The organism is Weissella thailandensis (assembly GCF_001932615.1).
GTDB lineage: Bacteria > Bacillota > Bacilli > Lactobacillales > Lactobacillaceae > Weissella > Weissella thailandensis.
In genome coordinates this window covers 548,411-572,996 of record NZ_CP014332.1, presented here as the reverse complement: position 1 = coordinate 572,996, position 24,586 = coordinate 548,411, and the positions used below count along the sequence as shown (strand labels likewise).

The 24,586-nt window shown below is 38.5% G+C and carries 26 protein-coding genes; 3 read left to right on the top strand and 23 right to left on the bottom strand.

The genetic code is table 11. The features are described from left to right. Positions 1–109: 109 nt before the first annotated feature. From smpB to eno, 4 genes are all read right to left on the bottom strand, one after another. Entirely contained in the window at positions 110–580 is a 471-nt protein-coding gene (smpB, locus tag FOL01_RS02810; RefSeq protein ID WP_075269235.1) for an SsrA-binding protein SmpB, read from the bottom strand. Positions 581–599: 19 nt separating this feature from the next. After that, positions 600–2,954, bottom strand: a complete 2,355-nt coding sequence (gene rnr / locus FOL01_RS02805) for a ribonuclease R (RefSeq protein ID WP_075269234.1) — start codon at positions 2,952–2,954, stop codon at positions 600–602. A 75-nt stretch (positions 2,955–3,029) separates the two neighbouring features. After that, the gene (gene secG / locus FOL01_RS02800; RefSeq protein WP_075269233.1) at positions 3,030–3,269 is read right to left on the bottom strand and encodes a preprotein translocase subunit SecG; all 240 of its coding nucleotides are present in this window, start codon (positions 3,267–3,269) and stop codon (positions 3,030–3,032) included. A 137-nt stretch (positions 3,270–3,406) separates the two neighbouring features. Then, a complete protein-coding gene (gene eno / locus FOL01_RS02795) occupies positions 3,407–4,765 on the bottom strand; it encodes a phosphopyruvate hydratase (protein ID WP_075269232.1) in 1,359 nt (452 codons plus the stop codon). A 305-nt stretch (positions 4,766–5,070) separates the two neighbouring features. On the opposite strand from eno, the gene FOL01_RS02790 reads away from it, so the two are divergent. Further along, positions 5,071–5,868 (top strand): hypothetical protein, encoded by a 798-nt coding sequence (locus tag FOL01_RS02790; RefSeq protein WP_075269231.1) that lies wholly within the window; start codon positions 5,071–5,073, stop codon positions 5,866–5,868. A gap of 58 nt (positions 5,869–5,926) precedes the next feature. Here FOL01_RS02790 and tpiA read toward each other — a convergent pair whose 3' ends face one another. The 13 genes from tpiA to FOL01_RS02725 form a co-directional block, all read right to left on the bottom strand. Next, positions 5,927–6,703, bottom strand: coding sequence for a triose-phosphate isomerase (tpiA, locus tag FOL01_RS02785; RefSeq protein WP_075269230.1), 777 nt, complete (start codon positions 6,701–6,703; stop codon positions 5,927–5,929). 136 nt (positions 6,704–6,839) lie between these two features. Then, entirely contained in the window at positions 6,840–8,498 is a 1,659-nt protein-coding gene (locus tag FOL01_RS02780; RefSeq protein WP_237342643.1) for a glycoside hydrolase family 13 protein, read from the bottom strand. Between the two features lie 339 nt (positions 8,499–8,837). Next, positions 8,838–10,565: a phosphoenolpyruvate--protein phosphotransferase gene (gene ptsP / locus FOL01_RS02775; RefSeq protein ID WP_075269228.1), complete on the bottom strand. Its 1,728-nt coding sequence runs from the start codon at positions 10,563–10,565 to the stop codon at positions 8,838–8,840. A gap of 39 nt (positions 10,566–10,604) precedes the next feature. Next, positions 10,605–10,871 carry a phosphocarrier protein HPr gene (locus FOL01_RS02770; protein ID WP_075269226.1) on the bottom strand — a complete coding sequence of 89 codons (267 nt, stop codon included), beginning with the start codon at positions 10,869–10,871 and terminating at the stop codon, positions 10,605–10,607. A gap of 184 nt (positions 10,872–11,055) precedes the next feature. After that, positions 11,056–11,241 carry a protein YkzS gene (locus tag FOL01_RS02765; RefSeq protein WP_075269224.1) on the bottom strand — a complete coding sequence of 62 codons (186 nt, stop codon included), beginning with the start codon at positions 11,239–11,241 and terminating at the stop codon, positions 11,056–11,058. Between the two features lie 32 nt (positions 11,242–11,273). Continuing rightward, positions 11,274–12,245, bottom strand: a complete 972-nt coding sequence (locus FOL01_RS02760; RefSeq protein WP_075269222.1) for a beta-ketoacyl-ACP synthase III — start codon at positions 12,243–12,245, stop codon at positions 11,274–11,276. A 95-nt stretch (positions 12,246–12,340) separates the two neighbouring features. Next, complete coding sequence (locus FOL01_RS02755) at positions 12,341–12,955, bottom strand: histidine phosphatase family protein (protein WP_075269220.1); 615 nt, start codon at positions 12,953–12,955, stop codon at positions 12,341–12,343. 74 nt (positions 12,956–13,029) lie between these two features. Continuing rightward, complete coding sequence (gene trxB, locus FOL01_RS02750; RefSeq protein ID WP_075269218.1) at positions 13,030–13,983, bottom strand: thioredoxin-disulfide reductase; 954 nt, start codon at positions 13,981–13,983, stop codon at positions 13,030–13,032. Positions 13,984–14,155: 172 nt separating this feature from the next. Continuing rightward, complete coding sequence (gene galU, locus FOL01_RS02745) at positions 14,156–15,031, bottom strand: UTP--glucose-1-phosphate uridylyltransferase GalU (RefSeq protein WP_075269216.1); 876 nt, start codon at positions 15,029–15,031, stop codon at positions 14,156–14,158. A gap of 7 nt (positions 15,032–15,038) precedes the next feature. Next, on the bottom strand, positions 15,039–16,058 hold the full coding sequence (locus tag FOL01_RS02740; RefSeq protein ID WP_075269214.1) for an NAD(P)H-dependent glycerol-3-phosphate dehydrogenase: 1,020 nt from the start codon (positions 16,056–16,058) through the stop codon (positions 15,039–15,041). Between the two features lie 107 nt (positions 16,059–16,165). Continuing rightward, positions 16,166–17,095 carry an HPr(Ser) kinase/phosphatase gene (gene hprK, locus FOL01_RS02735; protein ID WP_075269212.1) on the bottom strand — a complete coding sequence of 310 codons (930 nt, stop codon included), beginning with the start codon at positions 17,093–17,095 and terminating at the stop codon, positions 16,166–16,168. Positions 17,096–17,114: 19 nt separating this feature from the next. Beyond that, a complete protein-coding gene (locus tag FOL01_RS02730; protein WP_075269211.1) occupies positions 17,115–17,495 on the bottom strand; it encodes a phage holin family protein in 381 nt (126 codons plus the stop codon). A 150-nt stretch (positions 17,496–17,645) separates the two neighbouring features. Continuing rightward, the gene (locus FOL01_RS02725) at positions 17,646–17,816 is read right to left on the bottom strand and encodes a type II toxin-antitoxin system RelB/DinJ family antitoxin (RefSeq protein WP_075269209.1); all 171 of its coding nucleotides are present in this window, start codon (positions 17,814–17,816) and stop codon (positions 17,646–17,648) included. Positions 17,817–18,381: 565 nt separating this feature from the next. On the opposite strand from FOL01_RS02725, the gene FOL01_RS02720 reads away from it, so the two are divergent. Together FOL01_RS02720 and FOL01_RS02715 are read left to right on the top strand one after the other, a co-directional pair. Then, a complete protein-coding gene (locus FOL01_RS02720; RefSeq protein ID WP_075269208.1) occupies positions 18,382–18,831 on the top strand; it encodes a universal stress protein in 450 nt (149 codons plus the stop codon). Between the two features lie 148 nt (positions 18,832–18,979). Then, a complete protein-coding gene (locus tag FOL01_RS02715) occupies positions 18,980–19,345 on the top strand; it encodes a hypothetical protein (protein ID WP_075269207.1) in 366 nt (121 codons plus the stop codon). 74 nt (positions 19,346–19,419) lie between these two features. Here FOL01_RS02715 and FOL01_RS02710 read toward each other — a convergent pair whose 3' ends face one another. The 6 genes from FOL01_RS02710 to FOL01_RS02685 form a co-directional block, all read right to left on the bottom strand. Beyond that, entirely contained in the window at positions 19,420–20,328 is a 909-nt protein-coding gene (locus FOL01_RS02710) for an IS3 family transposase (protein WP_237342652.1), read from the bottom strand. Next, complete coding sequence (locus FOL01_RS02705) at positions 20,283–20,822, bottom strand: helix-turn-helix domain-containing protein (RefSeq protein ID WP_075269203.1); 540 nt, start codon at positions 20,820–20,822, stop codon at positions 20,283–20,285. Before FOL01_RS02705 ends, FOL01_RS02710 begins: the two co-directional genes overlap by 46 nt. Positions 20,823–20,988: 166 nt before the next feature. Continuing rightward, a complete protein-coding gene (locus FOL01_RS02700; protein ID WP_075269202.1) occupies positions 20,989–21,765 on the bottom strand; it encodes a peptidylprolyl isomerase in 777 nt (258 codons plus the stop codon). A gap of 96 nt (positions 21,766–21,861) precedes the next feature. Further along, on the bottom strand, positions 21,862–22,953 hold the full coding sequence (locus FOL01_RS02695; RefSeq protein ID WP_075269199.1) for an ABC transporter substrate-binding protein: 1,092 nt from the start codon (positions 22,951–22,953) through the stop codon (positions 21,862–21,864). After that, positions 22,953–23,777 carry an ABC transporter permease gene (locus FOL01_RS02690; RefSeq protein WP_075269197.1) on the bottom strand — a complete coding sequence of 275 codons (825 nt, stop codon included), beginning with the start codon at positions 23,775–23,777 and terminating at the stop codon, positions 22,953–22,955. The genes FOL01_RS02695 and FOL01_RS02690 overlap by 1 nt, the downstream gene beginning before the upstream one ends. Continuing rightward, complete coding sequence (locus FOL01_RS02685; RefSeq protein WP_075269195.1) at positions 23,767–24,585, bottom strand: ABC transporter permease; 819 nt, start codon at positions 24,583–24,585, stop codon at positions 23,767–23,769. Before FOL01_RS02685 ends, FOL01_RS02690 begins: the two co-directional genes overlap by 11 nt. Between the last annotated feature and the right edge of the window lies 1 nt (position 24,586).

Here is a 24,586-nt window from a genome sequence, read left to right as displayed (position 1 = left end):
TTTAATGTTAGTTTTCCTGACATATGGCGCATTTTATGATACAACAAAAAAACTGATTTAATTAGTTTTGCACATTGGCATCCAAATTAAACCAGTTTTTTAGGAATTATTAATAACGTTTCTTTAGTGTTCGATGTAATTCACGATCTTGATCGCGCTTTTTGATTGTTTCACGTTTATCATAGTTTCGCTTACCCGTTGCAACACCAATCAAAACTTTTGCAAACCCACGTTTTAGATAAACTTTTAAGGGTACAATTGTTTTTCCTTGTTGCGCAACAGCTACTTGTAAACTTTTAATTTCTTTTTTATGTAATAACAATCGCCGACTACGTAGTGGATCGTGATTGAATCGATTACCTTGTTCAAACGGGCTAATATGCACGTTATCTAACCAAGCTTGTCCATCACGAATTTGTATAAAGCCATCCCCTATCGTAATCTTTCTGGCACGAACTGATTTGATTTCCGTACCGGTCAGTTCCAAACCAGCTTCATAGGTTTCAGCAATCGCATAATTATATCGTGCCTTATTATTAGTTGCCAACGCACCATGTGTGCGCCGCTTTTTCTTAGCCATGACAACCCCCTAATTCTAATTACTTATGACGTCCTTTACGATTAGTTCCTTGATGTTTTGAATCCGGCTTACGCTTATTTTGATAAGCGCCAAAAGCTTTACCATCATTATGGGTCTTGTTCCCCTTTGATGAATGATTTCGCTTATCATGTTGCCGACGTCCACCACGGTTTTTACCAAAGGCTCCTCGATGTTCATCAGGTACTTTAATATCTGTGACTGGTGCTTCATCTGGATCAACTAATACGAAATCAATCGATGCTTGTTCTTTATCAACACGAACAACACGTACCTTAACTGGTTGACCAATCTGGTAAATGTGGTGCAAGCGACGACCAATCAATGCCATATGAGCTTCATCATAGACATACTGATCATCCGTAAAGTTAGACACATGAATCAAACCTTCAACCGTGTTTTCCAACGAAATAAACATGCCAAACTTCAAAACACCATTCACAACGCCATCGAACTCTTGGCCGACCTTATCCATCATGAATTCGGCCTTCTTCATTGCATCAGTGTCACGTTCAGTATCAACCGCACGGCGTTCCTTAACTGATGTATCCTCACCAATTTGGGCTAATTTATCGGCATACTTAGCCTGTGCCTCTTCACCCAAACCATTTTTCTCGTACCATTTAATCAAACGATGAACCGTTAAATCAGGGTAACGTCGAATTGGTGAAGTGAAGTGTGTATAATATTCTGCCCCAATACCAAAGTGACCCAATGGATCATTTGAATACTTTGCTTGTTTCATTGTCCGCAACATCATTGTCGAAACCATCTGCTCTTCAGGACGATCCACAAAGAAATTATGAATAGCTTGCAAATCAGTTGACTTGACGTTTTCAGGATCCAATTTAACTGGTGCACCTAAGGCTTTAACAAAATCAACAAAGCTCTGCACACGATCAGCATCTGGTGCTTCGTGTATACGATACAAGAATGGTACCTTAGCTAGGTCAAAATGCATGGCAACAGTTTCATTAGCTGCTAACATAAATGATTCAATAATTCGCTCTGATAAACCACGTTCACGCAATTCGATATCCGTTGGCTTACCCTCTTCATCAACAATAATCTTTGCCTCAGGCGCATCGAACTCGATAGCACCTCTAGCAGTACGCTTTGCCGACAAAATATCGTGCAATTCAGCCATCTCTTCAAACATTGGCACTAGTTCCGCATACTCAGAACGAGTCTCTTCATCACCATCTAAGATTGCATTAACTGCTTTATAAGTCATCCGCGCATGTGATCGCATCACTGAGGTGTGCAGACGGTGACTAACTAAGTTACCTTTTGGTGTAAACTCCATTTCAGCTGACATAGCTAGTCGATCAACGCCTGGATTTAATGAAGCAATCCCATTTGAAATTTTACGAGGCAACATTGGAATCACACGATCCGTTAGATAAACAGATGTGCCTCGATTATAAGCCTCTTCATCTAATGGTGTGCCTTCAACCGCATAATGTGAGACGTCAGCAATGTGGACACCCAAATGGAAATTACCATTTGGCAGTTTCCATACAACGACTGCATCATCCAAATCCTTTGACTCAATAGAATCAATGGTTACTAATGGTTGATCAGTAATATCTTCACGACCCTCACATTCACTATCCAATACCTCATCAGGAATGGCCTCGGCTTGTTTCATCGCATCTTTAGGGAATACGTGTGGCACATCATGATTATAAACAATCTCCAAGATATCAACACCTGGATCATCCTTATAACCAATTTTCTCTGTAATTACACCTGTAAAGTGTTTGGGCATTTCCGCAGAAGGATACGTTGCGATTGAAGCCATAACCACTTCACCATCTGTCGCAACCAAGCCCCCCTCTTTAACTAAAAACTCAAAGGAAGAAAACTTCTTATCAGTCAAACGTATACTACCGACATAGCCTTTGTAAGCACTACCTAAGGAGAATTCGCCAACAACATGTTCGCGGCCACGTGTAATAATTTCTTCGATCTTACCTTCAGGACCACGCTTATCGTCGCCCTTATTAAGCAACTTGACACGCACTTCATCACCTTGTGTTGCAAAAGCCGTATTATCTGGGTTAACAAACACATCCGGTGCTTTTTCATCATAATGAACAAATCCGAACCCTTTGTCATTAGATTTAAATGTACCAATGACTCCTTCATGATCTGCATTATATTGAAATGCACCTGCATCATTAACTTTAACTTTGCCAGCACGTTCCAAAGCTGCTAAAGCTTGTACAACTGATTTGAAAGCATTCGCATCATTTAATCGCAACCCATCTGTTAACGTTTGTGCTGGATACGCTTGGGTCGGATTTCCTTTCAAAAAGCCAAATAATTGGTCTTGTAAATTTTGTAAATCCATTAATTTCTCGCTATTCTTAAAATGAAAGACCTCTCGTACAATATGTCACGAGAGGTCTTGCGCACTGGTAAATTTTTAATGTGAAGAAAGGTAAACAAGCGCCAATCCCAAAATAAACCAGATTGCTGCAAGGACTGCTGTAATTCGTTGCATCACAGCAACAAATCCTCGGGCCTTTTGGGTTGCAAACAAGTCACCACCACCGCCACCTGACAATGCTGACAAAGCATCCTGTTGCTTAGATGGTTGCATCATAACTGCAATAATAATCAGTGCACCCACTACAATCATTGCCGTTAATAGTGTGTCGTACATCTCGGTGCCTCCTCTTTCTTCTATCTTTAATCATATATACTTTTATAGCATAACATAGGTAATAAATTGTCTCAATAAAAAAAGTGAGACGGAACATATTTCGCTCGGTCTCACCTTTAGTTATTATAAATAATTAATTACTTTGCTTCGTAGCTAACAATGCCATCACGTGCAGACTTGTCAATGTTGTAGAAGCTGTTGATACCCTTGTATTCAGCAACCTTGTCACTCAACAAATCTTCAATACGCATCAATTGGTTGTACTTAGCAATACGGTCAGTACGTGACATTGAACCAGTCTTGATTTGACCAGCATTAGTTGCCACAACCAAATCAGCAATCGTTGTATCTTCAGTCTCACCTGAACGGTGTGAAACGATAGCTGTGTAACCAGCTTCTTTGGCCATCTCGATAGCTTCAACAGTTTCCGTCAAAGTACCAATTTGGTTAACCTTGATCAAGATCGCATTAGCAGCTCCCTTAGCGATACCCTTTGACAAGTAGTCAGTGTTTGTAACAAAGAAGTCATCACCAACGATTTGTACCTTGTTACCAAGACGCTCAGTCAACTTTGACCAGTTATCCCATTGTTCTTCATCGTTCAAATCTTCAGCTTCTGCCAAAGGATCCTCAACAGATACAACTGGGTACTTTTCGATCAAGTTTTCTAGGTAGTCAATAAACTCATCAGTTGTGTATTCCTTCTTATCAGGCTCACCAGCTAATGTGTAAATCTTCTTTTCATGATCATAGAATTCTGAAGAGGCAACGTCAAAGGCGATTGCCACATCCTTACCTGGCTTGTAGCCAGCACGTTCGATCGCGTTCAACAAGTATTGGAAAGGCTCCTCATTTGAAGTAAAGTTAGGGGCAAAACCACCTTCATCACCAACAGCAGTTGAGTGACCAGATTCTTTTAGCAAAGCTTGTAATGCATGGAACGTTTCTGAACCCATACGTACAGCTTCAGCAATTGACTTTGCACCAACTGGCATAATCATGAATTCTTGGAAATCAACTGAGTTATCGGCGTGAGCACCACCATTAACAACGTTCATCATTGGTGTTGGCAAAACCTTTGAGTTAAATCCACCAAGGTAGTTGTACAATGGTGTACCTAGTTCATCAGCTGCAGCACGAGCAGCAGCAATTGAAACACCCAAGATAGCATTGGCACCCAACTTACCCTTGTTTGGCGTACCATCCAAGTCGATCATTGTGTGATCCAACAAAACTTGATCGGTAACATCCATACCAACCAACTTGTCCTTGATTACCTTGTTAACATTCTCAACAGCCTTCAAAGTTCCCTTACCTAGGAAACGGCCCTTGTCACCATCTCGTAATTCGACAGCTTCGTTAACACCAGTTGAAGCACCAGATGGCACGATACCACGACCAAAGCCACCTAATTCAGTGTAAACTTCAACTTCAACAGTAGGGTTACCACGTGAGTCCAAAACTTCGCGTGCATAAATATCAGTAATTGCAGACATGTTGTCTTCTCCTTACTTATTCTTGAAAGTATAGTTATATATGGGAATATCCCTCGGGACTTATTGTAACATAATTCACAGTATATGCTAACAACGACGTTTTTAAGTTAAATAAGGGACATAAAAAATTCACATTATCATCATAATTAGCAAAACGTTAACTAATTATTATTAATAATTTTTATCATCTTAGTCATTGATTTGCAAGTTATTTGTTGTCATTTTGTTATATAATTGACTGTCATGTAATTGTTAAGCACGTTAAACTGTACTTGTCATTGCATTATTGTTTTTCGGGGGGATTTATGAAACGAGCAATTTTTACTATTTCATTACTATTAGGGTTATTATTTGCCATCCCAGTTTGCTTTCTTAGTACGTCACAGGCATTCTCTGGTTGGCTAATAAATCCTAAGGAACAAGCAAGCCATTCACAATCCCAAAAACAATCACAAGCTGAATCTAAATCTAATTTAGAAAAATTTAGTTCGCGATTAGCAGCGAGTGGCGTGTCTGTTGTTTCTAGCAACTCTGAGGAAGCTGTCGATCCTAATCGAGCTGTGATGACTTCTATAAATCCACAAGATTCTAACTCATCTCGGCCAACCTCTGACCAAGAAACGTCTGCCCGAGCAACGACCACTAAGCGAGATAATACCGCTGATCAAACGACAACATCCACCCCTAGCTCACAATCGAGTTCAACCATGACTAGCCAACCTAGTTCAAGTGAATCAAACCTACCGAGCGAGTCAAGTGACCCGGACTCATCAAGCTTACCAAACAGCTCTAGCTCTGTTATTACTAGCTCATCTTCTAGCGAAAGCTTACCTAGTGAAAGTTCTTCTAATGAAGATTCATCTAGCGAGGATTCATCTAGTGACATACCAAGCTCATCTAGTGACCCAATTAATAGTGAAACATCTAACGTACCAAGTAGTTCTTCGAATGAATCAGAACCAAATACTAATGATTCTGATTCCTCAACTACTAACAACAATAACAGTTCAGAAGAACAACAGAATAACGACATAAATAGTCAGACAGCTGAAACTTCAGTCGTCCCACCAACACCTGATACGGCAATTTCTTCTGTCGATTAAAAATAAAAATACGAGTGAGATAAGCACAGGTTGCGCCATTCTCACTCGTATTTTTATTTTATAAATTACGTTTTGCCTGCTCCGCTAAACTAATTAACTCAATAAATGTCGCTGCATCGAGTGCAGCATCCCCAACTAATACACCATCAATATCAGGTTGCTTTAATAGCTCATAAGCATTTGCTGGTTTGACTGAACCACCATACAAGACACGCACATGATCAGCAACATCCTGATCAAACATATCGGCAACTGTCTGCCGAATCACACGTAAACTCTTTTGTGCTGCATCAGGTCCCATTGCTTGACCAGAACCAATCGCTGCTGTCGGTTCATACGCTAACATTAATCGACCCATTTCTTCATGAGTGACTCCCTTTAAGGATTCAACTACCTGATTCACAATCCAGTGTGCATGGTCATTGAGTGACTCCAATTGCACAGCTTCATCAATTGCGATAATAGGTGACAACCCATTCCGTAATGCCGCCAATGTCTTTAGGTTAACCATCTCATCAGTTTCACGAAAATAATTACGGCGCTCAGAATGGCCAATAATCACGCGACTAATACCTAAATCAGCAAGTGCCGCTGGACTTGTCTCACCAGTATAAGCTCCCTTATCCTGCCAATACATGTTTTCGGCCCCAATTTCAACAGCTGTTCCTTTGGCAGCAGTTACCATTGCATTTAACAATACATCCTGTCCTGCTAGTACGGCATCAACATGTGGATAAACCGCCAATTTCGGTGAAATCTCAGCAATATAGCGCTTTACCTCACTTGGCAATTTATTCATTTTCCAATTTGCAATAACAATTGGTCGTCGTAACATTATCTTTTACCACCCCTCATCGTGCTTATTCTGATTATACCACGCTTTCTAATCCAAATATGCGTAATGAGCCGTTCAGTATTTTTGATATTAATAGCAGTCTACCTAAACAAAGATTTTAACTTTTTATTCACATTTACCTTGAGGCATTAAGCCCTATCACAACGGCACCATACCCTGCCATACTGATATTTTTTTCGTTAATTGTGACGTTCCCTACTTTTTCTAAAATCACACCATTTTTGTTTCTGTCAATTTGTATGGCATCAGAACTTAGGTTTACGAGTACTGTTAATACTTGTTCATCTAATATTCGCTGATACCCAATGACGGTTTCAGGTAGTGATGGCAATGGCTGCAAATCACCAGTTGTGATAACTCTCTGCCACACTGGATCATGATGCCATGCCCCTAATTTCTTATAGTAATTTAAAACAGAGTTTTTATCGGCTAATTCCGTTTGGACATCAATGCCTGTTCTATCTGACCCCATCTTTAACCACGGTGCAACGTCAGAAAATCCGGCAAATTCAGTATGATCCCATTGCATCGGCACTCGTGCATTATCACGTGATTTATCATTAATGGCCGCCAATGCTCTCTCCTTAGAATAACCATCTTTCAAGGCCATTTGATAGTTATTAATTGATGAAACATCATTAAATTCCGAAATGTCGTCACGGACAAAATTTTTCATCCCCAACTCTTGCCCTTGATAGATAAACGGTATCCCCGGCAAAAAATAATACATCGTTGCCAAGGCCTTAGCTGCTGCTGGCGTTTGATTTTGTTTATCTGGGACTAACTTTGATAAAACTCTAGGCTGATCATGGTTTTCTAACACATTAGCCAATGTCCCCTTAACCTTACTAGCAACTTGTTGTGATGAAAACAGGGCCTCTCGTAAATCACTAACTGACCATTGATTGCGACCGCGATACCATTCATCAGTGTTTATAACATCAATATTCATATATGAAAAATCAAAAATCATAGAGAAATAGCCATTTGGTCCGATATATTTAATCAGGTCTTCTTCAGGCACCCCATATGCTTCACCGACTGTGACAGCATCATATTTATCAGAGGTTTCTTTCTGCAATTCTTTTAGGAATACATCAATTCCTGGTCGATTTTGACCCTTCTTAATAACTGATACCAACCCATCACTGCCATCAGCAGGTAAACTAGCCCAGTCCAAGTCCTTCTTCAAATGCGTGATTGCATCCACTCTAAAGCCCGCAACGCCTAACTCAAGCCACCAATTGATCATATGGTATATTTCCTTACGTAACGCAGGATTTTCCCAGTTAAGGTCTGGTTGTTGTGGCGCAAAAGTATGGAAGTAATACGTATTAGATTCACCAACAACTGGTTCCCAAGTAGAACCACCAAAAATGCTACGCCAGTTATTTGGCACTTCCCCATTTTTTGTCTTTTTAAAAATAAAATAATCTCGATATTTACTTTGCGGATCTGCTAACGCTTGCTTAAACCAATCATGTTGATCAGACGTATGATTAACAACTAAATCCATGATTACCTTAATATGACGTTTTTTAGCTTCTGACAAAAATGTTTTAAAGTCATCAAGCGGTCCAAATTGTGGATCAATATCTTGATAATCAGCAATATCATATCCCATATCGACCATCGGCGATTTATAGATTGGTGAAACCCAAATCATTGTGACCCCTAAATCACGGATATAATCTAGATGATTGATCATCCCTTGAATATCACCAATACCATCATGGTTAGTATCTTGAAAAGAGCGCGGATAAATTTGATACACAACCTCATTTTGTCACCATTTTGTAGCCATCTGTCTATTCCCCCAGTTATTCATTGATGGGTTTAGCATATATGAGGCCAATCAAATATTCAATATGAAACCACTAATTTAAGAAAGCGCTTCCATTTAATAAATTTCGTTAAACGATACTAAAACAATCCCAATTATCCTATTTAAACATGTAAATAGTATACATAAATTCTCATAATAGTATACTTTAGTCTGTATTATGTTACCGCTAACATATTTAAGTTAAAAGTCGCTAATAACATGCCACAATTAATAATTGTGCACAAAAAAAGAACAACCATTTCTGGTCGCTCTCACAATTTTTATCAACTAGTCGGCTGCAACATTAGCTTTCACTAAAGCAACAACTTCATCATTTGTTTCGGCATCTACAGCTTTGTCAGCTAATTTTGCCATATCTTTTGTATCTAATTGTTTCATCAAAGAACGTGCTTGCAAGATAGAAGTTGCAGACATTGAGAATTCGTCTAGTCCCATACCAACAAGAATTGGTAGTGCAACTGGATCACCTGCCATCTCACCACACATTGCAGCGAACTTACCATACTTATGCGCAGAATCAATCACATTCTTTACTAAGCGTAAAATTGATGGATTATATGGCTGGTACAAGTATGATATGCGATCATTACCACGATCTGCTGCCATCGAGTAACCAATCAAGTCATTCGTTCCAATTGAGAAAAAGTCCACTTCTTGCGCAAACTTATCTGCCAAAACTGCAGCAGCAGGAATTTCGATCATGATACCAAGCTTAATGTCGTCTGACACTTGAGTACCTTCAGCAATTAATTTGGCTTTTTCCTCATTAAAGATATCACGGGCAGCACGGAATTCTGGCAATGTTGCCACCATTGGGAACATAATCCATAGTTGTCCATAAACTGATGCCCGTATTAACGCCCGTAACTGCGTACGGAAAATATCATCTCGATCAAGAGAAATACGGATAGCTCGATATCCTAAGAAAGGATTATCTTCCTCAGGTAATGGTAAGTATGGTAAATGCTTATCACCACCAATGTCCATCGTACGAACTGTCACTGGCTTACCATCCATACTCTTAAGGACCTTTTTGTATGATTCAAATTGATCCTCTTCGGTTGGTAATTCAGTCGAATCCATGTATAAAAATTCGGTACGATATAGGCCAACACCTTCAGCCCCGTTATCAGCCACACCACCAAGGTCCTTAGGCGTACCAATGTTCGCCCCGATGATAAACTCTTTGCCATCAGCTGAAACAGACTTCTCGTTTTTCAACTTAGCCCATGCAGCCTTTTTAGCAGCATATTGGTCTCCCTTTGCTTGGTAGGCAGTCATCTCATCAGCTGTTGGATTTACTAATGCTAGACCATCTAAACCGTCTAAGACAACAGTATCGCCATCAGCGATTTCCTTAGTAGCAACCTCAGAACCAACAATTGCTGGGATTTCCAAAGTACGGGCCATAATCGCAGCATGTGCCGTACGACCACCAACATTTGTGATAAACCCTTTCACATAACGACGGTCCAGTTGTGCTGTATCCGAAGGCGTCATGTCTTGGGCAATAATGACCACTTCTTCGTTGATCAACGCAGGATTTGGCAACTCCTTGCCAAGCAAATGACTTAACACACGCTTAGTCACATCACGAATATCAGCAGCACGTTCGGCCATATATGGATTATCGTCCGCCATACTCTCAAACATGCCAATAAACATGTCTGTCACAGCTACCAAGGCTGCCTCGGCATTCGTTTTGTCGCTATCAATCTTATCATTGATATTGCTCAAAAGCTCCGGATCCTCAGTAACCATAATATGCGCAGTAAACACTTCGGCTTCATCAGCGCCCATTGACTCTTCAGCTTTTGTACGAATTTCTTCCAAATCTGCCTTTGAAGACAAAAAGGCCGCACGGATGCGGTCTTTCTCACCTTGAGTATCGTCGATTGTGCGAGTCTCAAAAGACAGATCAGGGTCAACTAACTTATAAGCTTTTGCAATTGCAACACCATTTGATGCAGCAATTCCGGTAATTTTATTAGTCATTCTATTTCCCCTAGAACCTGTTTAACTTAATCTACGAAACTAGTCTGTCAAACCTTCTGCTGACATTGTTTCTGCAATAGCTGATAAGGCATCGGCCTCGTCATCACCTTCAGCAGAAATCTTAACATCTGCATTTTGACCAACACCTAGTGACATAACACCCATGATTGACTTCAAGTTAACATCCTTACCTTGGTATGACAACGTAACATTTGATGAGAACTTTGAAGCTGCTTGTACCAACAAAGTTGCTGGGCGAGCATGAATACCAGTTTCGGCTACAATGTGAAATTCGCGTGATTCCATGGTGATAATCTCCTCTAAATTTAAATATTATTCTTTTACTTTGGGTTAAGTTAAATTATGCTTTCAACAATCAATTATAACCAACCTTCATGCATTCATTTTATCAGGTATAAGGTATATTAGCAAGCGCTTACATATTTTTTCATAAAATACAATTTGTAATTATTAAGCTATAAATTTTATTCTATGATGCTTCGTCATCTTTTGCTGTATATGTAATTATACCACCACGTTCGGCAGTTCCCCTAATCGCATTTTGATAGGGATAATCGCGCCATACAACATAAAAATCAGAAAACTCTTTTGAAGTGACCACAAATTTATCTAATTCACCTGATCTTAGTTGTTCTAACATCTGACTATAGTCCATTCTGCCTCCTCATTTCTATTATACAGCTATAATTAAAATTGGCACAAGATACTGCCATATGTAAATCCGGCACCAAATCCCGTTAATAACACCTTTTTGCCTGTCAATACAGTGTTTTGGCGCAATTCATCTAATCCCATCGCAATTCCTGCTGACGATGTATTCCCATATTTAGTCACATTCGTCACAAATTTTTCCATTGGCTGTTCTAATTTTTTTGCAATCATTTCAATAATTCTAAGATTAGCTTGATGTGGAATAAAATAATCAACATCCGCTGGTTCCAAGCCATTTTGATGCAAAAAATTGGTAATATGATCAGGAATCAACCGCTCAACTTCATTAAACACTTGACGTCCTTCCTGATGAAAGGCCGTTGTTTTTGGATAGTTATCCGCAGAAAGTTCATGTAATGGCTGAATAACACCAGAGTGTACCACTTCCTCATTACCAATCGTATGCATTTCTTCTGCCATCAAAAGCGACTGTTTACTAGTCTCTAATATGAATGCACCAGCACCATCACCAAAAAAGACTGATGAGGCACGATCCTTGAAATCCATCATCTTAGAATTAACTTCAGCGGATATGACCAACGCATATTTTGCTGTACCAGCTTTTAAAAATTTATCAGCTGTGCTCAAGCCAAAAATAAATCCCGCACATGCTGTCGAAATATCATATGCCCAAGCATTTTCAGCCTGTAAATTTCTTTGTACTAATGCTGCAGTTGATGGTGCAAAACCATCAGGTGTAAATGTCGTCACAATGATTAGCCCAATATCTGCTGGTGCAATCGCTGTTTGAGCAAGCGCTTGTTGCGCCGCCTTAGTGGCTAGATCCGACGTATTTTCTCCCTGTAACGAAACATGCCGAGTCTTGATTCCCGTATGTCCTTGAATCCATTCATCATTTGTATCCATAATTGTAGCCAAATCATCGTTGGTCACAATGTTTTTCGGAACATAATGAGATGAAGCAACAATTTTTACGCCTTGCGCCATGCTTTGCTCTCCTCCTAATTACTATTCAAAAAATATTATACGCATGCTCACCACAAAAAGACATTAATATTTTACCAAAAAAACATATTCTATCTCTAATTCCGATTGAAATAGTACAAGTAACGATCGCCATTAGCAGCTTGCTTTAACTTAGTTACACTAGCGTTATCTGGTTCCGGTATATTATTGGTTACATGATTCATGCCAAAAATTGCCATTAATACCGCCTTAATGGTAAATCCATGGGTAACAACAATGATTTGGTCATCGGGATTTTGTTTGGTCTCTTTATTCAAAAAAAGATTTACCCTGTTAACAACTTGCGAAAATGTTTCACCACTGACAGCATATTTTGTATAATTTTCTGTCACATCATGCAAGACCGGATTAAAAACATCTGGAAAATCAGCTATTAGCTGTTGATTTTGCTTACCATCCCATTCCCCATATGAAATTTCTAATACCCGTTCATCTGTTCTAACCGGTATCCCTGCCGTTTCATTAAGAATATCCGCAGTTTGTGCAGTCCTATGTAAAGGACTGATTACTAAAGAATCTGCAAAACTAATATCAAAATGCTTGGCCAACTCGTTAACTTGTCGCCTACCAGTATCGTCCAAGCGGGTGATGTCCGAATTGATTTGTCCTTGTTTTAATCCAGCGGCATTGGCCAAAGTCTGGCCATGACGTACAAAATAAAAGGTTGTCATATTGTGTCCCCCTCAATTAGTGAAAAAGAAAAGTTGAGACAATACCTTGTCTCAACCTCACTCAAATCACTACCTTATGCTTCTGTCATTTTCTGCTGTTGTAGTTTGAAATTTTCATTATATGAAAAAACATTTTGTCCAGCAACTGCGGCATCACCAACGGCTGTTGTAATCTGTCGTAATTCTTTTTCACGAACATCACCCAGTGCATAAATACCAGGCAATGCTGTTTCCATACGCTCATTTGTTTCGATCCAACCGCGTTCATTTGTAATACCCAAATCAGCGACAACATCTGAAACTGGCAACACCCCAACGTAAATAAAGACACCGGCAGCATCAACGGTATAAACTTCATCAGTTACATTGTTATGCACACGCACACCCGTAACTTTTTTATCATCACCTAAAATCTCTTCAACTTCAGTATTCCAAACAAATTCAATCTTATCATTAGCAAAAGCACGCTCTTGTAAGATTTGTTGGGCTCTTAACTTGTCTCGGCGATGAAAAACAGTTACCTTATCGGCCAAACCAGCTAGATAAGTTGCTTCTTCAACTGCAGAATCTCCACCACCAACAACAATAACATGCTGACCACGGAAGAATGCACCATCACAAACAGCACAGTAAGATACACCGCGTCCTGAATAATCATCCTCACCAGGTACAGCTAGTTTCTTATAATCAGAACCGGTTGCTACAATGACTGAATTAGTTGTGTATTCATCCATATCCGTCACAACACGCCATGAACCGTCATCTTGTGCTTGGACATGTAAGACTGTTCCAAAAGCATATTCAGCGCCAAATTGTGTTGAAGATTGATACATCTTTTCAGAAAGGTCTGGACCTAATATGCTATTGAAGCCAGGATAATTTTCGACCTCGGCTGTGTTATTCATTTGACCACCGTATATCCCGCGATCAATCATTAGTACAGACAGGTTTGCACGTGAAGCATACGTTGCCGCCGTCATGCCACCAGGACCTGCACCTAAAATTATTGTGTCATAGTGTTGGGTCATAACAACACCTCCCCTTCAAGCGCTTGCTTATTATCGTCTTCTCGACTTTCTACTACATTATTTTACATTCTTTGATTTAGAAAGCAAGTTTTTTGGCTTACTTTTTGTAAATGAAAACTGCGAGCCGACAGATGTCAAAAACTCGCAGTTTTCAGTATTGATACATCATTGATTAGTCTAATTTAGCGGCTAGTTCCTTGATATATGCTTTCAAGTCTTCACTCGTTTGTGGGTGCTTTAGACCAAATTCAATGTTCGTCGTTAAGAAACCAATCTTTGATCCAATATCGTAACGGCTACCCTTAAATTCATGCGCATAAACATGTTGACGCTTGTTTAAGGAATCAATTGCATCAGTTAGTTGGATTTCGTTCCCCTTACCTGGCTCAGTCTTCTCAAGTTCTTCAAAGATTTCTGGGGTTAGTAGATAACGACCAATAATTGCCAAATCAGATGGTGCATCTTCTGGCTTTGGCTTCTCAACGAAGGTGTTAACTTGGTGGAGACCCTCTTCAACTTCTTTTTCAGGGGCAATCACACCATATTCAGATACTTGGTCGTGAGGCACCTTCATAACAGCTAAAGTTGATTCACCAGTTGTGTTATAACGATCAACCAATTGCTTTGTCAAAGGCTCTTCATCACTCATCAAATCATCACCCAACATCACAACAAATGGCTCATCACCGATAAATGACTTAGCAGTCAATACAGCATCCCCTAAACCACGAGGATGTGATTGACGAATAAAGTACAAGTTAATATCCGTTGTCTCTTGAACAATCTTTAGTAACTCGTCCTTACCCTTTTCACGTAAGTTATTCTCCAATTCAGGATTTGAATCAAAATGATCCTCAATTGAACGCTTTGACTTACCATCAACGATGACAATATCCTCAATCCCTGATGCCAAAGCTTCTTCAATAATGAATTGGATAGTTGGCTTATCGACAATTGGCAACATTTCTTTTGCTAATGCTTTCGTTGCAGGCAAAAAACGTGTTCCTAATCCTGCCGCTGGAATAATCGCTTTACGTACTGGTTTCATGATTAATTTACTTCCCTTCTTGCGAGACTGGACGTCCCATTAATGTTTGAATCGCTTCTTTAACATCTACGTTGTCATAAAGTACACGATAAACTGCCGATGTGATTGGCATTTCAATATGTTTTTTTTGTGCTAATTCATGCGCAACCTTGGTTGTTGAAATCCCTTCAATAACCATCCCCATATCTTCAATAACATCTGATAGTTTTTTACCTTCACCTAATTGTACACCCGCTCGAAAGTTTCGAGAATGTACTGAAGTCGCCGTGGCAAATAAATCCCCCACACCAGACAACCCCATAAAGGTAATCGGATTAGCCCCAAAGGCTTGCCCTAAACGACTAATTTCAGCTAAACCACGGGTAAACAAGGCTGCTTTGGCGTTTGCATCATAGCCCAGGCTTGCCAAGGCACCAGCCCCGATAGCAATGACGTTCTTTAACGCACCACCAATTTCGGCACCGATTACATCAGTGTTAGTATACACACGAAATACTTGGTTACTAAATGCCGCTTGGACTTTTTCAGCAGCGACAACGTCTTTACTAGCCGCTGAGACCAAAGTTGGATCGTGTTTGATGACCCCTTCAGCATGAGAAGGCCCTGAAATCACACCCAGTCCCTTTAGGTACTTAGCAGGTACTTCTTCAGTAAGCATCTCTGATACTCGCTTATATGTGCCTGGTTCTAGCCCCTTAGTTGCAGCCATTAAAATAACGCTATGGTCTATATTCGCTAGGACCGTAACTAGTTGCTGGGCAACTTCGCGTGTTGCCTTAGTGGGCACAACGCTCAACACAATATCTGCATTCTCTACAGCAGATTGCATATCTGAAAAACCAACAATCCCCTCATTTAATGGGTTATCACCTAAATATTTTGTATTTAGATGTGTCTCATTGATTTCAGCCACTTGTGATGCTCGATGGCTCCACAAACGAACGTCATGCCCATTTTCAGCAGCAACATTGGCCAGTGCGGTTCCCCACGAGCCGGCACCTAGAACTGCAATAATTTCGTTACTCACGAGATTCCTCCTTTTAATTGCATGAGCGACAATATCATAATAATACCATATTCTAATAACTTGGCAATCTTATCATTAATAGACCGCTACATCACAGTATTAATCACCTAATTTGAATTTTCAGCAATTAAATTATTAAGATTATTATTAAATGTTTCAGTCGCATCGAATCCCATTTGCTTAGCACGGAAGTTTTTTGCAGCAGTCTCAATTAGAACGGCTAAATTACGGCCTGCTTGAACAGGTAGCACGTAACGTGGTAACCCCACGCCTTGAATGTTAATAACTTCTTCACCGTTACCTAGACGATCCACTTCTTGATCATCATGCCACTTTGCAAGGTGCAAATTAAAGGCGATCGTAGCATGCGAGCGTACGGCACCAGCACCAAATAAGTCCATGACATCAATAATACCAACACCACGTAATTCCATTAAGTTACGTAAGATTGCTGGTGGCTCCCCAACCAAACGTTCTTCATCTTGTGCATACACGTCAACACGATCATCAGCGATTAAACGATGACCACGTTGTACTAATTCTAATGCGGTTTCTGATTTTCCAACACCTGAATCACCAGTAATCAACACACCAAGACCAAAGACATCAACCAGCACACCATGTACTGACTGACGTTCAGCTAACCCACCACTTAAGAAGTAAGTCATGTTGGCTAATATTTTTGATGATGTTAATTCAGTTGCAAGCACCGGAATATGATTTTCCTGCGCCGCTTGCATAAACTCTTCTGGTAGCTCTCGTCCGGTTGATACAACAAACGTTGGTGTGTTTGGCTGCATCATTTTTCTTGCAATCAGTAACAATTCTGAATGATTCATACGTTGAGAAAATGAAGTCTCCGTAATCCCCATCAATTGAATTCGCTCAGGTGCATAATAGTTAAAATACCCTGTCATTTCAAGACCTGGTCTTGAAATATCTGGTGTTGTGATTTTGCGATCCAAGTATTCTTCACCCGTCACAATTTTCAGGCGAGTATTATCCAATAAATCTTTTACTGTTAATTCTTTTGCCATTTTCTATTACCTGTCTTAATTATTGCTTATCTTCTTTACTAAAGTAACTAGAAATTATCATATTGACCACGGACATAACAATAGCAATAAATACTGCCCAGCCAAAACTAGCAAATCTAAAGCCGTCGCCAACAACCCAAGCAGTTAGCCATAATACAACACCATTGATGACTAGTCCGAACAAGCCAAACGATATAATCGTAAATGGTAAAGCCAGTACATGTAATACTGGTTTTACTAAGGCGTTTAAAATTCCTAGGATAACAGCAGCTAATATTGCCGTCCAAATGTTTCTAATGTAGAGACCATTTCTAAATAATCCCGCCATCGCCAACAACATCACTGTATTAATAATAATCCGTTGCCAAAAAGAAAAATTTTTAAAAGTAACTGTCTTCATGTATATCCTCCAGTTATTCTTAGCACCAGTATATCAAAATTACACCCATATTTGGCTAAATGTCCTGTAATTTGTATTATCCGTTAACATAAAACAAAAGCTAGAAACGGACGCATCCATTTCTAGCTTTATCACAATCTATTAATATAATTACTTATGTTTTGCGCGAAACAGGTCATTAAATGGTGATTCACCACTGTGAGCCACCTGGGTCAAAAACATTTTAACTGCCTGTTGTGTCGTTAACCCATTTTCTTTAAATACAGCATCAGCTGCATTACGCACCTCTTCTTCGACACGAATTTGAATTAATTTTTCCATTTGATACGTCCCCCCTTGTACCGTTAAAGATATATTCAACTCCCCATTATTATATACCATTTTACAGAAAATAGCTTAAACAAGCATAGTTTTAAAATACATGTTACCCAAACATAAATAATTACATAAAAAAACACACCGTCATTTTCAGACAGTGTGTTTCATTTGGCATTGCTAAGATTGACGCGTCCTAGCTCACGTGATGGTTACCCATCAGTCAACGTACACCCATCAGGAAAACCCAAAGGTAGTCATGTGTAGCAAAGCAAGTTCCACAACTTGCTTTACACCCTCCAGTAATACGACTGTTAATGAGGGCCGTTTATCAAAGATCATTTAAGATCCTCTCGACTCATCGCATAGATATAATACTAACACACCATTGAATAAAAACAAACATTCTTATTCAAATTTACATTTTTATAATTATAGAAACCGTATTCATGTATTATTATCATCTCAAATTTTAAGATGGCGCTTACATTAACCTGTTATAAGGTATATAATATAAGCATATAAAGAAATTTATATATTTAATAATTAATTTATAAGGATGGTGACTGCCATGGCAGAGGACAAAATTGCATACAAGAATATTTTGGCACCAATTGACGGTTCAAAGATTTCTGAGGCCATAGTTGAAAAAGCAGCCGCTGTTGCGGTACGTAACCAAACTGTTTTAGATTTGTTGTATGTCATTGATACTAACTCAATTTCAGGATTAGCTGGTATGTCAATTTCTGGTGATGTTGTTTACCAACTAGTGCAAGATGCAGAAGAAAAGTTATCAAAGTATGCAGATATTGCACGCCAGCAAGGTGCTAAAGAAGTTAACATCCACGTTCGTTTTGGATCACCTAAAACTGTTATCGCTCGTGATTTTCCTAAAGACCACAACACTGGTTTAATTATGTTGGGTAAATCTGGCTTAAACACTCTGGAACGACTACTTGTCGGTTCAGTTGCGACTTTTGTTGTTCAAAATTCTAAAGTAGATATTTTAATCGTGCAGTAAAAATAAATACCGACCACAATGTGGTTGGTATTTTTGTTATCTACTGATACTTTTTATACCTATAATTAATAGAACTAAATGCACATTTATTAAATTTAGGTTATAATAATTTTATATTTCTAATTATTGTCAAGATAGAGGGGGAATTATGAAAATTATCGGTAATACACTAGAAACTATTCACAAGTTTCGACATGGACATTTAAGCAAACGTTGGTTAGACGACCCTTTCCTAACATCTACAGTAGCTTTGGGGGCTAACCGAAATATCAAACTACAGTTGTTATACTTAGATACCAATGATACGTTCTATTTAGTCGAAAGCACTTCATCAATTGCTCATTCTCTACAATATCAGGATGGCGCCATCAGTGTTTCTGAGTGGTCACCTGCTGACTTTGCTGGTCTGTTACGTAGTTATAATCAACCTGGCTTTGACAATTATTTCCAACTGATTGTTACCAACACGGCAATGGCTTATTCAGGTTCTAAGCAAGAAGATTTTGTTAAGTAGCAACTGATTTAATTTAAAATAAAAAACAGGGTTGAGATGAAGTGCCACAAAAAAGTTAGACATTTAAATAAATTTTAATTACCTAAGACCTGTTCCCGATATGCAATCGGAGGCAGGCCTTTTGTTTTCAACGAAATACGCTCATGGTTAAACCAATGGACGTATTTGTCGACAATAACACTTAATTCTGCAATATTTTTAATATGTTGTTGGTTAAGACTTTCCCGTTTTAACAGATTAAAAAAGCTTTCAATGGGGGCATTGTCCAAACAATTCCCCTTACGTGACATACTGGGAATAAAGTCTAAAGCTTTTAACTTGGCTTGATAATCTTTCTGTTGATAATGCCAGCCTTGATCGGAATGAATAATCGACTTTGTACCACTTGGTAAATTAGCGCACAATTGGTCTATCGTTTTCATAATTAATTGCTTATCTGGGTGCGCACTAACCTGTAATGCCAACACTTCCTTGGTTGCTTCATCTGTCATTGCTGAAATATAGGCCCAATGTTGATTAGTTAACCGCACTTGGGTCACATCGGTATGAATGACCGTATAAGGCTGGGTGGCATTAAACGTTTGCTTCAGAAAATTAGGTGCTTTAGTACCAATGTTGCCCTTGTATGAACTATATGAACTGGTATGCCTACGGTATATATGATTTTTAATCCCTAATGTATGCATCAATTTAAGGACAGTATTAGCAGAAATTTTAACACCTTGATTTAAAAGTTGACGATGAATACGGCGATAACCGTAGGTTTTGTGACTAGCCAGAAAAATGTTTTGAATCATATTTTGAATCTGTTGATACTTACTAGTCTTTAATAATCGTTTTTTCTCATCATAATAAGTCGCATGTTTCAAATCAAAAAATGTTAGTAGGTCATTAACTGTGCATCTATTCTTACGGTCTCCCCGGACAGAATCAACTGCTAGTGTTTTGGCTTTGTTTGAGAGAGATCCGACCGGGGTGGTAATTTTTTTAATATATCTCGTTCCATTTCTGTTCGAAATAATTGTTCTTTTAAACGTAATATTTCTTCTTCATAGGCTTGTTTTTCACTTAGTGAAAGTGCTGACTGATGTGTAGACTTTACTGGTTTCTTTTTCATTAAGCTAGGCCTTCCTTTTTGACGAGGAATTAATGCAGCTAACCCACCTAGCTTAAAAGCTCTATCCCAGCTATAAACTTGTGAAGCTGAGATGTTAAAAATAGCGGCAACTTTACTAACTCCCACAGCATGAGTTTGATAGTATTCTACCACTTTCAGCTTGAAGTCTAGATCATAACGCCTTCTATGATGTTTAACTGCTAATGCTTCAAGGCCTTGTTCCTTAGCAAGATTTACCCATCCTCTAAGTAAATTCTCGTCTGACAATTTTAATTCTGCTGCGAGCGCATTTAACGAGATGTTTCCCTTACAGTAACGTTGCACGGCATTAATTTTAAAATCAGTTGAATATTTAGTCATGAAAAATACCCCATAATCGTTAGATTTTTGTGTCTAACAATTATGGGGCACTTCAAGACATAATAGCTGTCTCAACCCTGTTTTATTTAGCATATATTAATTATAGACTCACAAAATTTGTAACATAAATTCGTTATAAAAAATGAAATCTTTTTTCTTACTATGCTTATTTAGTTGTAACCACCGTACTTAAGACCTTAACTGGATCCACAGGTAATGATTTTTCAGAACCGTCCGCATTGTCTTTAACTTCAGCATCAGCAATTTTATCGACAACATCCATCCCATCAATAACTTGGCCAAATACCGTATAGTTACCATCAAGCGAAGGATTACCTCCCTTAGCATACGCCTTAACGATTTTATCAGGATAATCACTTTTCTTTATCTGAGCAGATGCATCTTCATGGTTCTGATTGATAAAAAATTGCGAGCCATTAGTGTCAGCACCTGCATTAGCCATTGATAAAGCGCCTCTAATGTTATACAAGGAAGCAGAAATTTCATTTTTAAACCCTGATCCAGAATCAATTTTTGAATTCTTGTCCTTCCAAATTGATGACCCACCACTTCCCGTACCAGTTGGGTCACCACCTTGTACCATGAAATCATTAATCACACGATGGAAAGTCGTATTATTGTAATAACCCTGTTGTGCATGTTTCACAAAATTTTTAACTGCCAATGGTGCATATTTCTTAAACAGTTTGACTTTCATAGTCCCTGCCGTTGTTTTAATTTCAACAACCGCCTCATTTTTATGAACAGTATTTGAAAGTTGTGGCAAAGAGCGTTTATTTAACTCTTTTTTTGACAAAGTATGATTTGATTGTGTAGTTGGTTGCTTACTAGCATGCGATGATAAGAATGCAACCCCAATGGCAGCTAGAACAACAATAGTCACCATACCAGCTACAATCATTTCTGACCGACCCTTCTTCATTTTGTTAACTCCCATTCTTTATTAACTATAAAGCATACACTATACGAACCATTGTATAATCAATTACTTAGCCAAAAGATAAAATAATAACCGAAATCAACGATTTGTCATCTTAAATTCTAAGAAATAATCATTGTAGTTACCAACCCATGTTGGCCCCAAATCTTGGTAAACCTCTAATTGTGATAAGGTGCTTTTGGGTGGATACCATGCCTTATTATTCTTAACCGATTTCGGTAGTAAGTTAACAGCCTGCTTATTTGGTGTGGCATAACCAACATATTCAGCATTTTGTGCCGCATGCTTAGGTTCACTCATGAAATTAAGGAAAGCATACGCTGCACGTTTATTAGTAACAGTCTTAGGCATAACAATATTATCAAACCATAAATTACCACCACCACTAGGCACAATATAATGTAAATGTTTATTTTCCGCAATCATTTCAGACGCATCACCAGAATAATCAACTGCTATTGCCGCTTCATCCTGGGCCATATAGGTTTTAATTTCATCGGCAACAATGGCCTTCACATTAGGCATCAGCGTATCCAATTTCCCTTTTGCAGCTGCTAACTCAGGAATACTTTTTGTATTTACTGACTGACCACTTGAAGCCAGTGCCATCCCCATGATGTCACGAGACGAGTCAATTAGCATAATATTTTTTTTGTACTTAGGTTGCCATAAATCATGCCAAGTTGTTATTTCGCCAGGCTTAACATATTTATCATTATAAACAATTCCTAATGTTCCCCAAAAATAAGGTATTGAATACTTATTATTGGGGTCAAAAGATTGGTTCATAAATTGTTTATCATAATTAGCTAACCCGGTTAATTTACTATGATCTAATGGTACTAACAGATTAGCTGCTTTCATTTTTTGAATCATATAATCTGAGGGAACTGCCAAATCATAATGCGTACCACCTTGTTTGATTTTTGTATACATCGCTTCATTAGAATCAAATGTTTCATAATCAACTTTATAGCCAGTTTCTTTTTGAAATTCTTTTAACAATGTTGGATCAATGTAGTCTCCCCAATTGTATATCGTTAGTGTTCGGTTACCTGAACTTTTAGCACTCGTATCAGTATCTTCAGCATGTTGAAAAGCTAAATTAATACCGAATAGTACACAAACAGCCGTTAAAATAATTCCTGTTAACCAAATAATTTTTTTCATTACCGATGCACCACCATTCTTGCACCACGCTTTTTCTTACTTCCCTTTGAACTATAGTTAGAAATAAAATAATAGATAACTACTAAAATTAATGACAATAAGAACATCAAAGCTGACAGAGCGTTAACTGATAAATCAATTCCTTGTCGAGCACGTGAATAGATTTCAACAGAAAGGGTTGAAAAACCATTCCCCGTGACAAAAAAAGTCACCGCAAAATCATCTAGAGAATATGTAATAGCCATAAAGAAGCCCGATAAAATTCCTGGCCAAGCATACGGTAAAATAACCCGTGATAAGACCTGATAATTATTTGCTCCCAAGTCACGCGCTGCATCAACTAGCGCCGGATTCATCTCGTTTAGTTTTGGTAAAACCATCAAAACAACGATGGGAATTGAAAAGGCAATATGTGCTAGAACCACTGAACCAAATCCTAATTTCAAACCAACCATGGTAAAGAAAATTAAAAAGCTAGCACCGATAATAACATCGGGTGACACCATCAAAATATTATTTAACGATAATAGAACGTTTTTAGTGTTTTGTTGTTTTGTATTATAAATCCCTAATGCACCAAAAAGGCCGACCAAGGTTGCGATTAAAGCAGATAACAACGCCACAATAAATGTATTGACCAATATCTGCATCAAACGTGTATCAGCAAACATATCAATATAGTGACGCCATGAAAATCCTGAAAAATCGGCCATAAAATCACCCTTATTGAATGAATAAAAAATTAAATAAAAGATTGGTGCATACATCAAAATAAATACAAAAATTAAGTAGATATTAGACCATTTTTTCGACTTATTTGCCATGTCTTGCTCCCTTCTTTTTGCGATCCCTAGTTAGGAACATCGTCAGACCCATTGCCACGATTAAAATAACTCCGATAGTTGAACCCATTCCCCAATTTTGCGTGACCAAGAAATGCTCTTCAATCGCTGTCCCCAATGTAATGACACGATTACCACCAATCAAGCGGGTAATCATGAATAATGATAATGTTGGAATGAATACTGCCTGGATACCGGCCTTCACACCCCCCATTGACATTGGAAAAATTACTTTGGTCAGGGTTTGCCATGACGTTGCCCCAAGATCACGTGCCGCATTAATATAACTTTTATCAAGTTCAATCAGCGAATTAAAAATAGGCATTATCATAAAGGGAATTTCTATATATGCAGCCACAATCAAAAATGACAAGTTAGTAAACATTAACTGATGTGGACCCACCCCAATTAATGTCAAAAAATTGTTAACTGTCCCGGTCTTAGAAAATAGGCCAATAAATGCGTACGCCTTCAATAATAAATTCACCCATGTTGGCAAAATCACTAACAGTAGCCAAAATTGGGCGTGCTTTAATCGACTCATGATATAAGCCATCGGATAACTAATTAATAAAGTTATCCCTGTCACAATAAACGCAAAAAAGACTGAATTAAAAGTCATGCGTAAATAAGTACCTGAGCTAAAATAAGCTGCATAATTTTTTAGTGTAAAATGCCCTGATAGATTACCAAATGATTGAATAACTAATAGAACCACTGGTGCAATAACAAACAACCCTAACCACAAGTAGTAAGGTATTGTATAACTAAATGTGCGATTACGATTCATG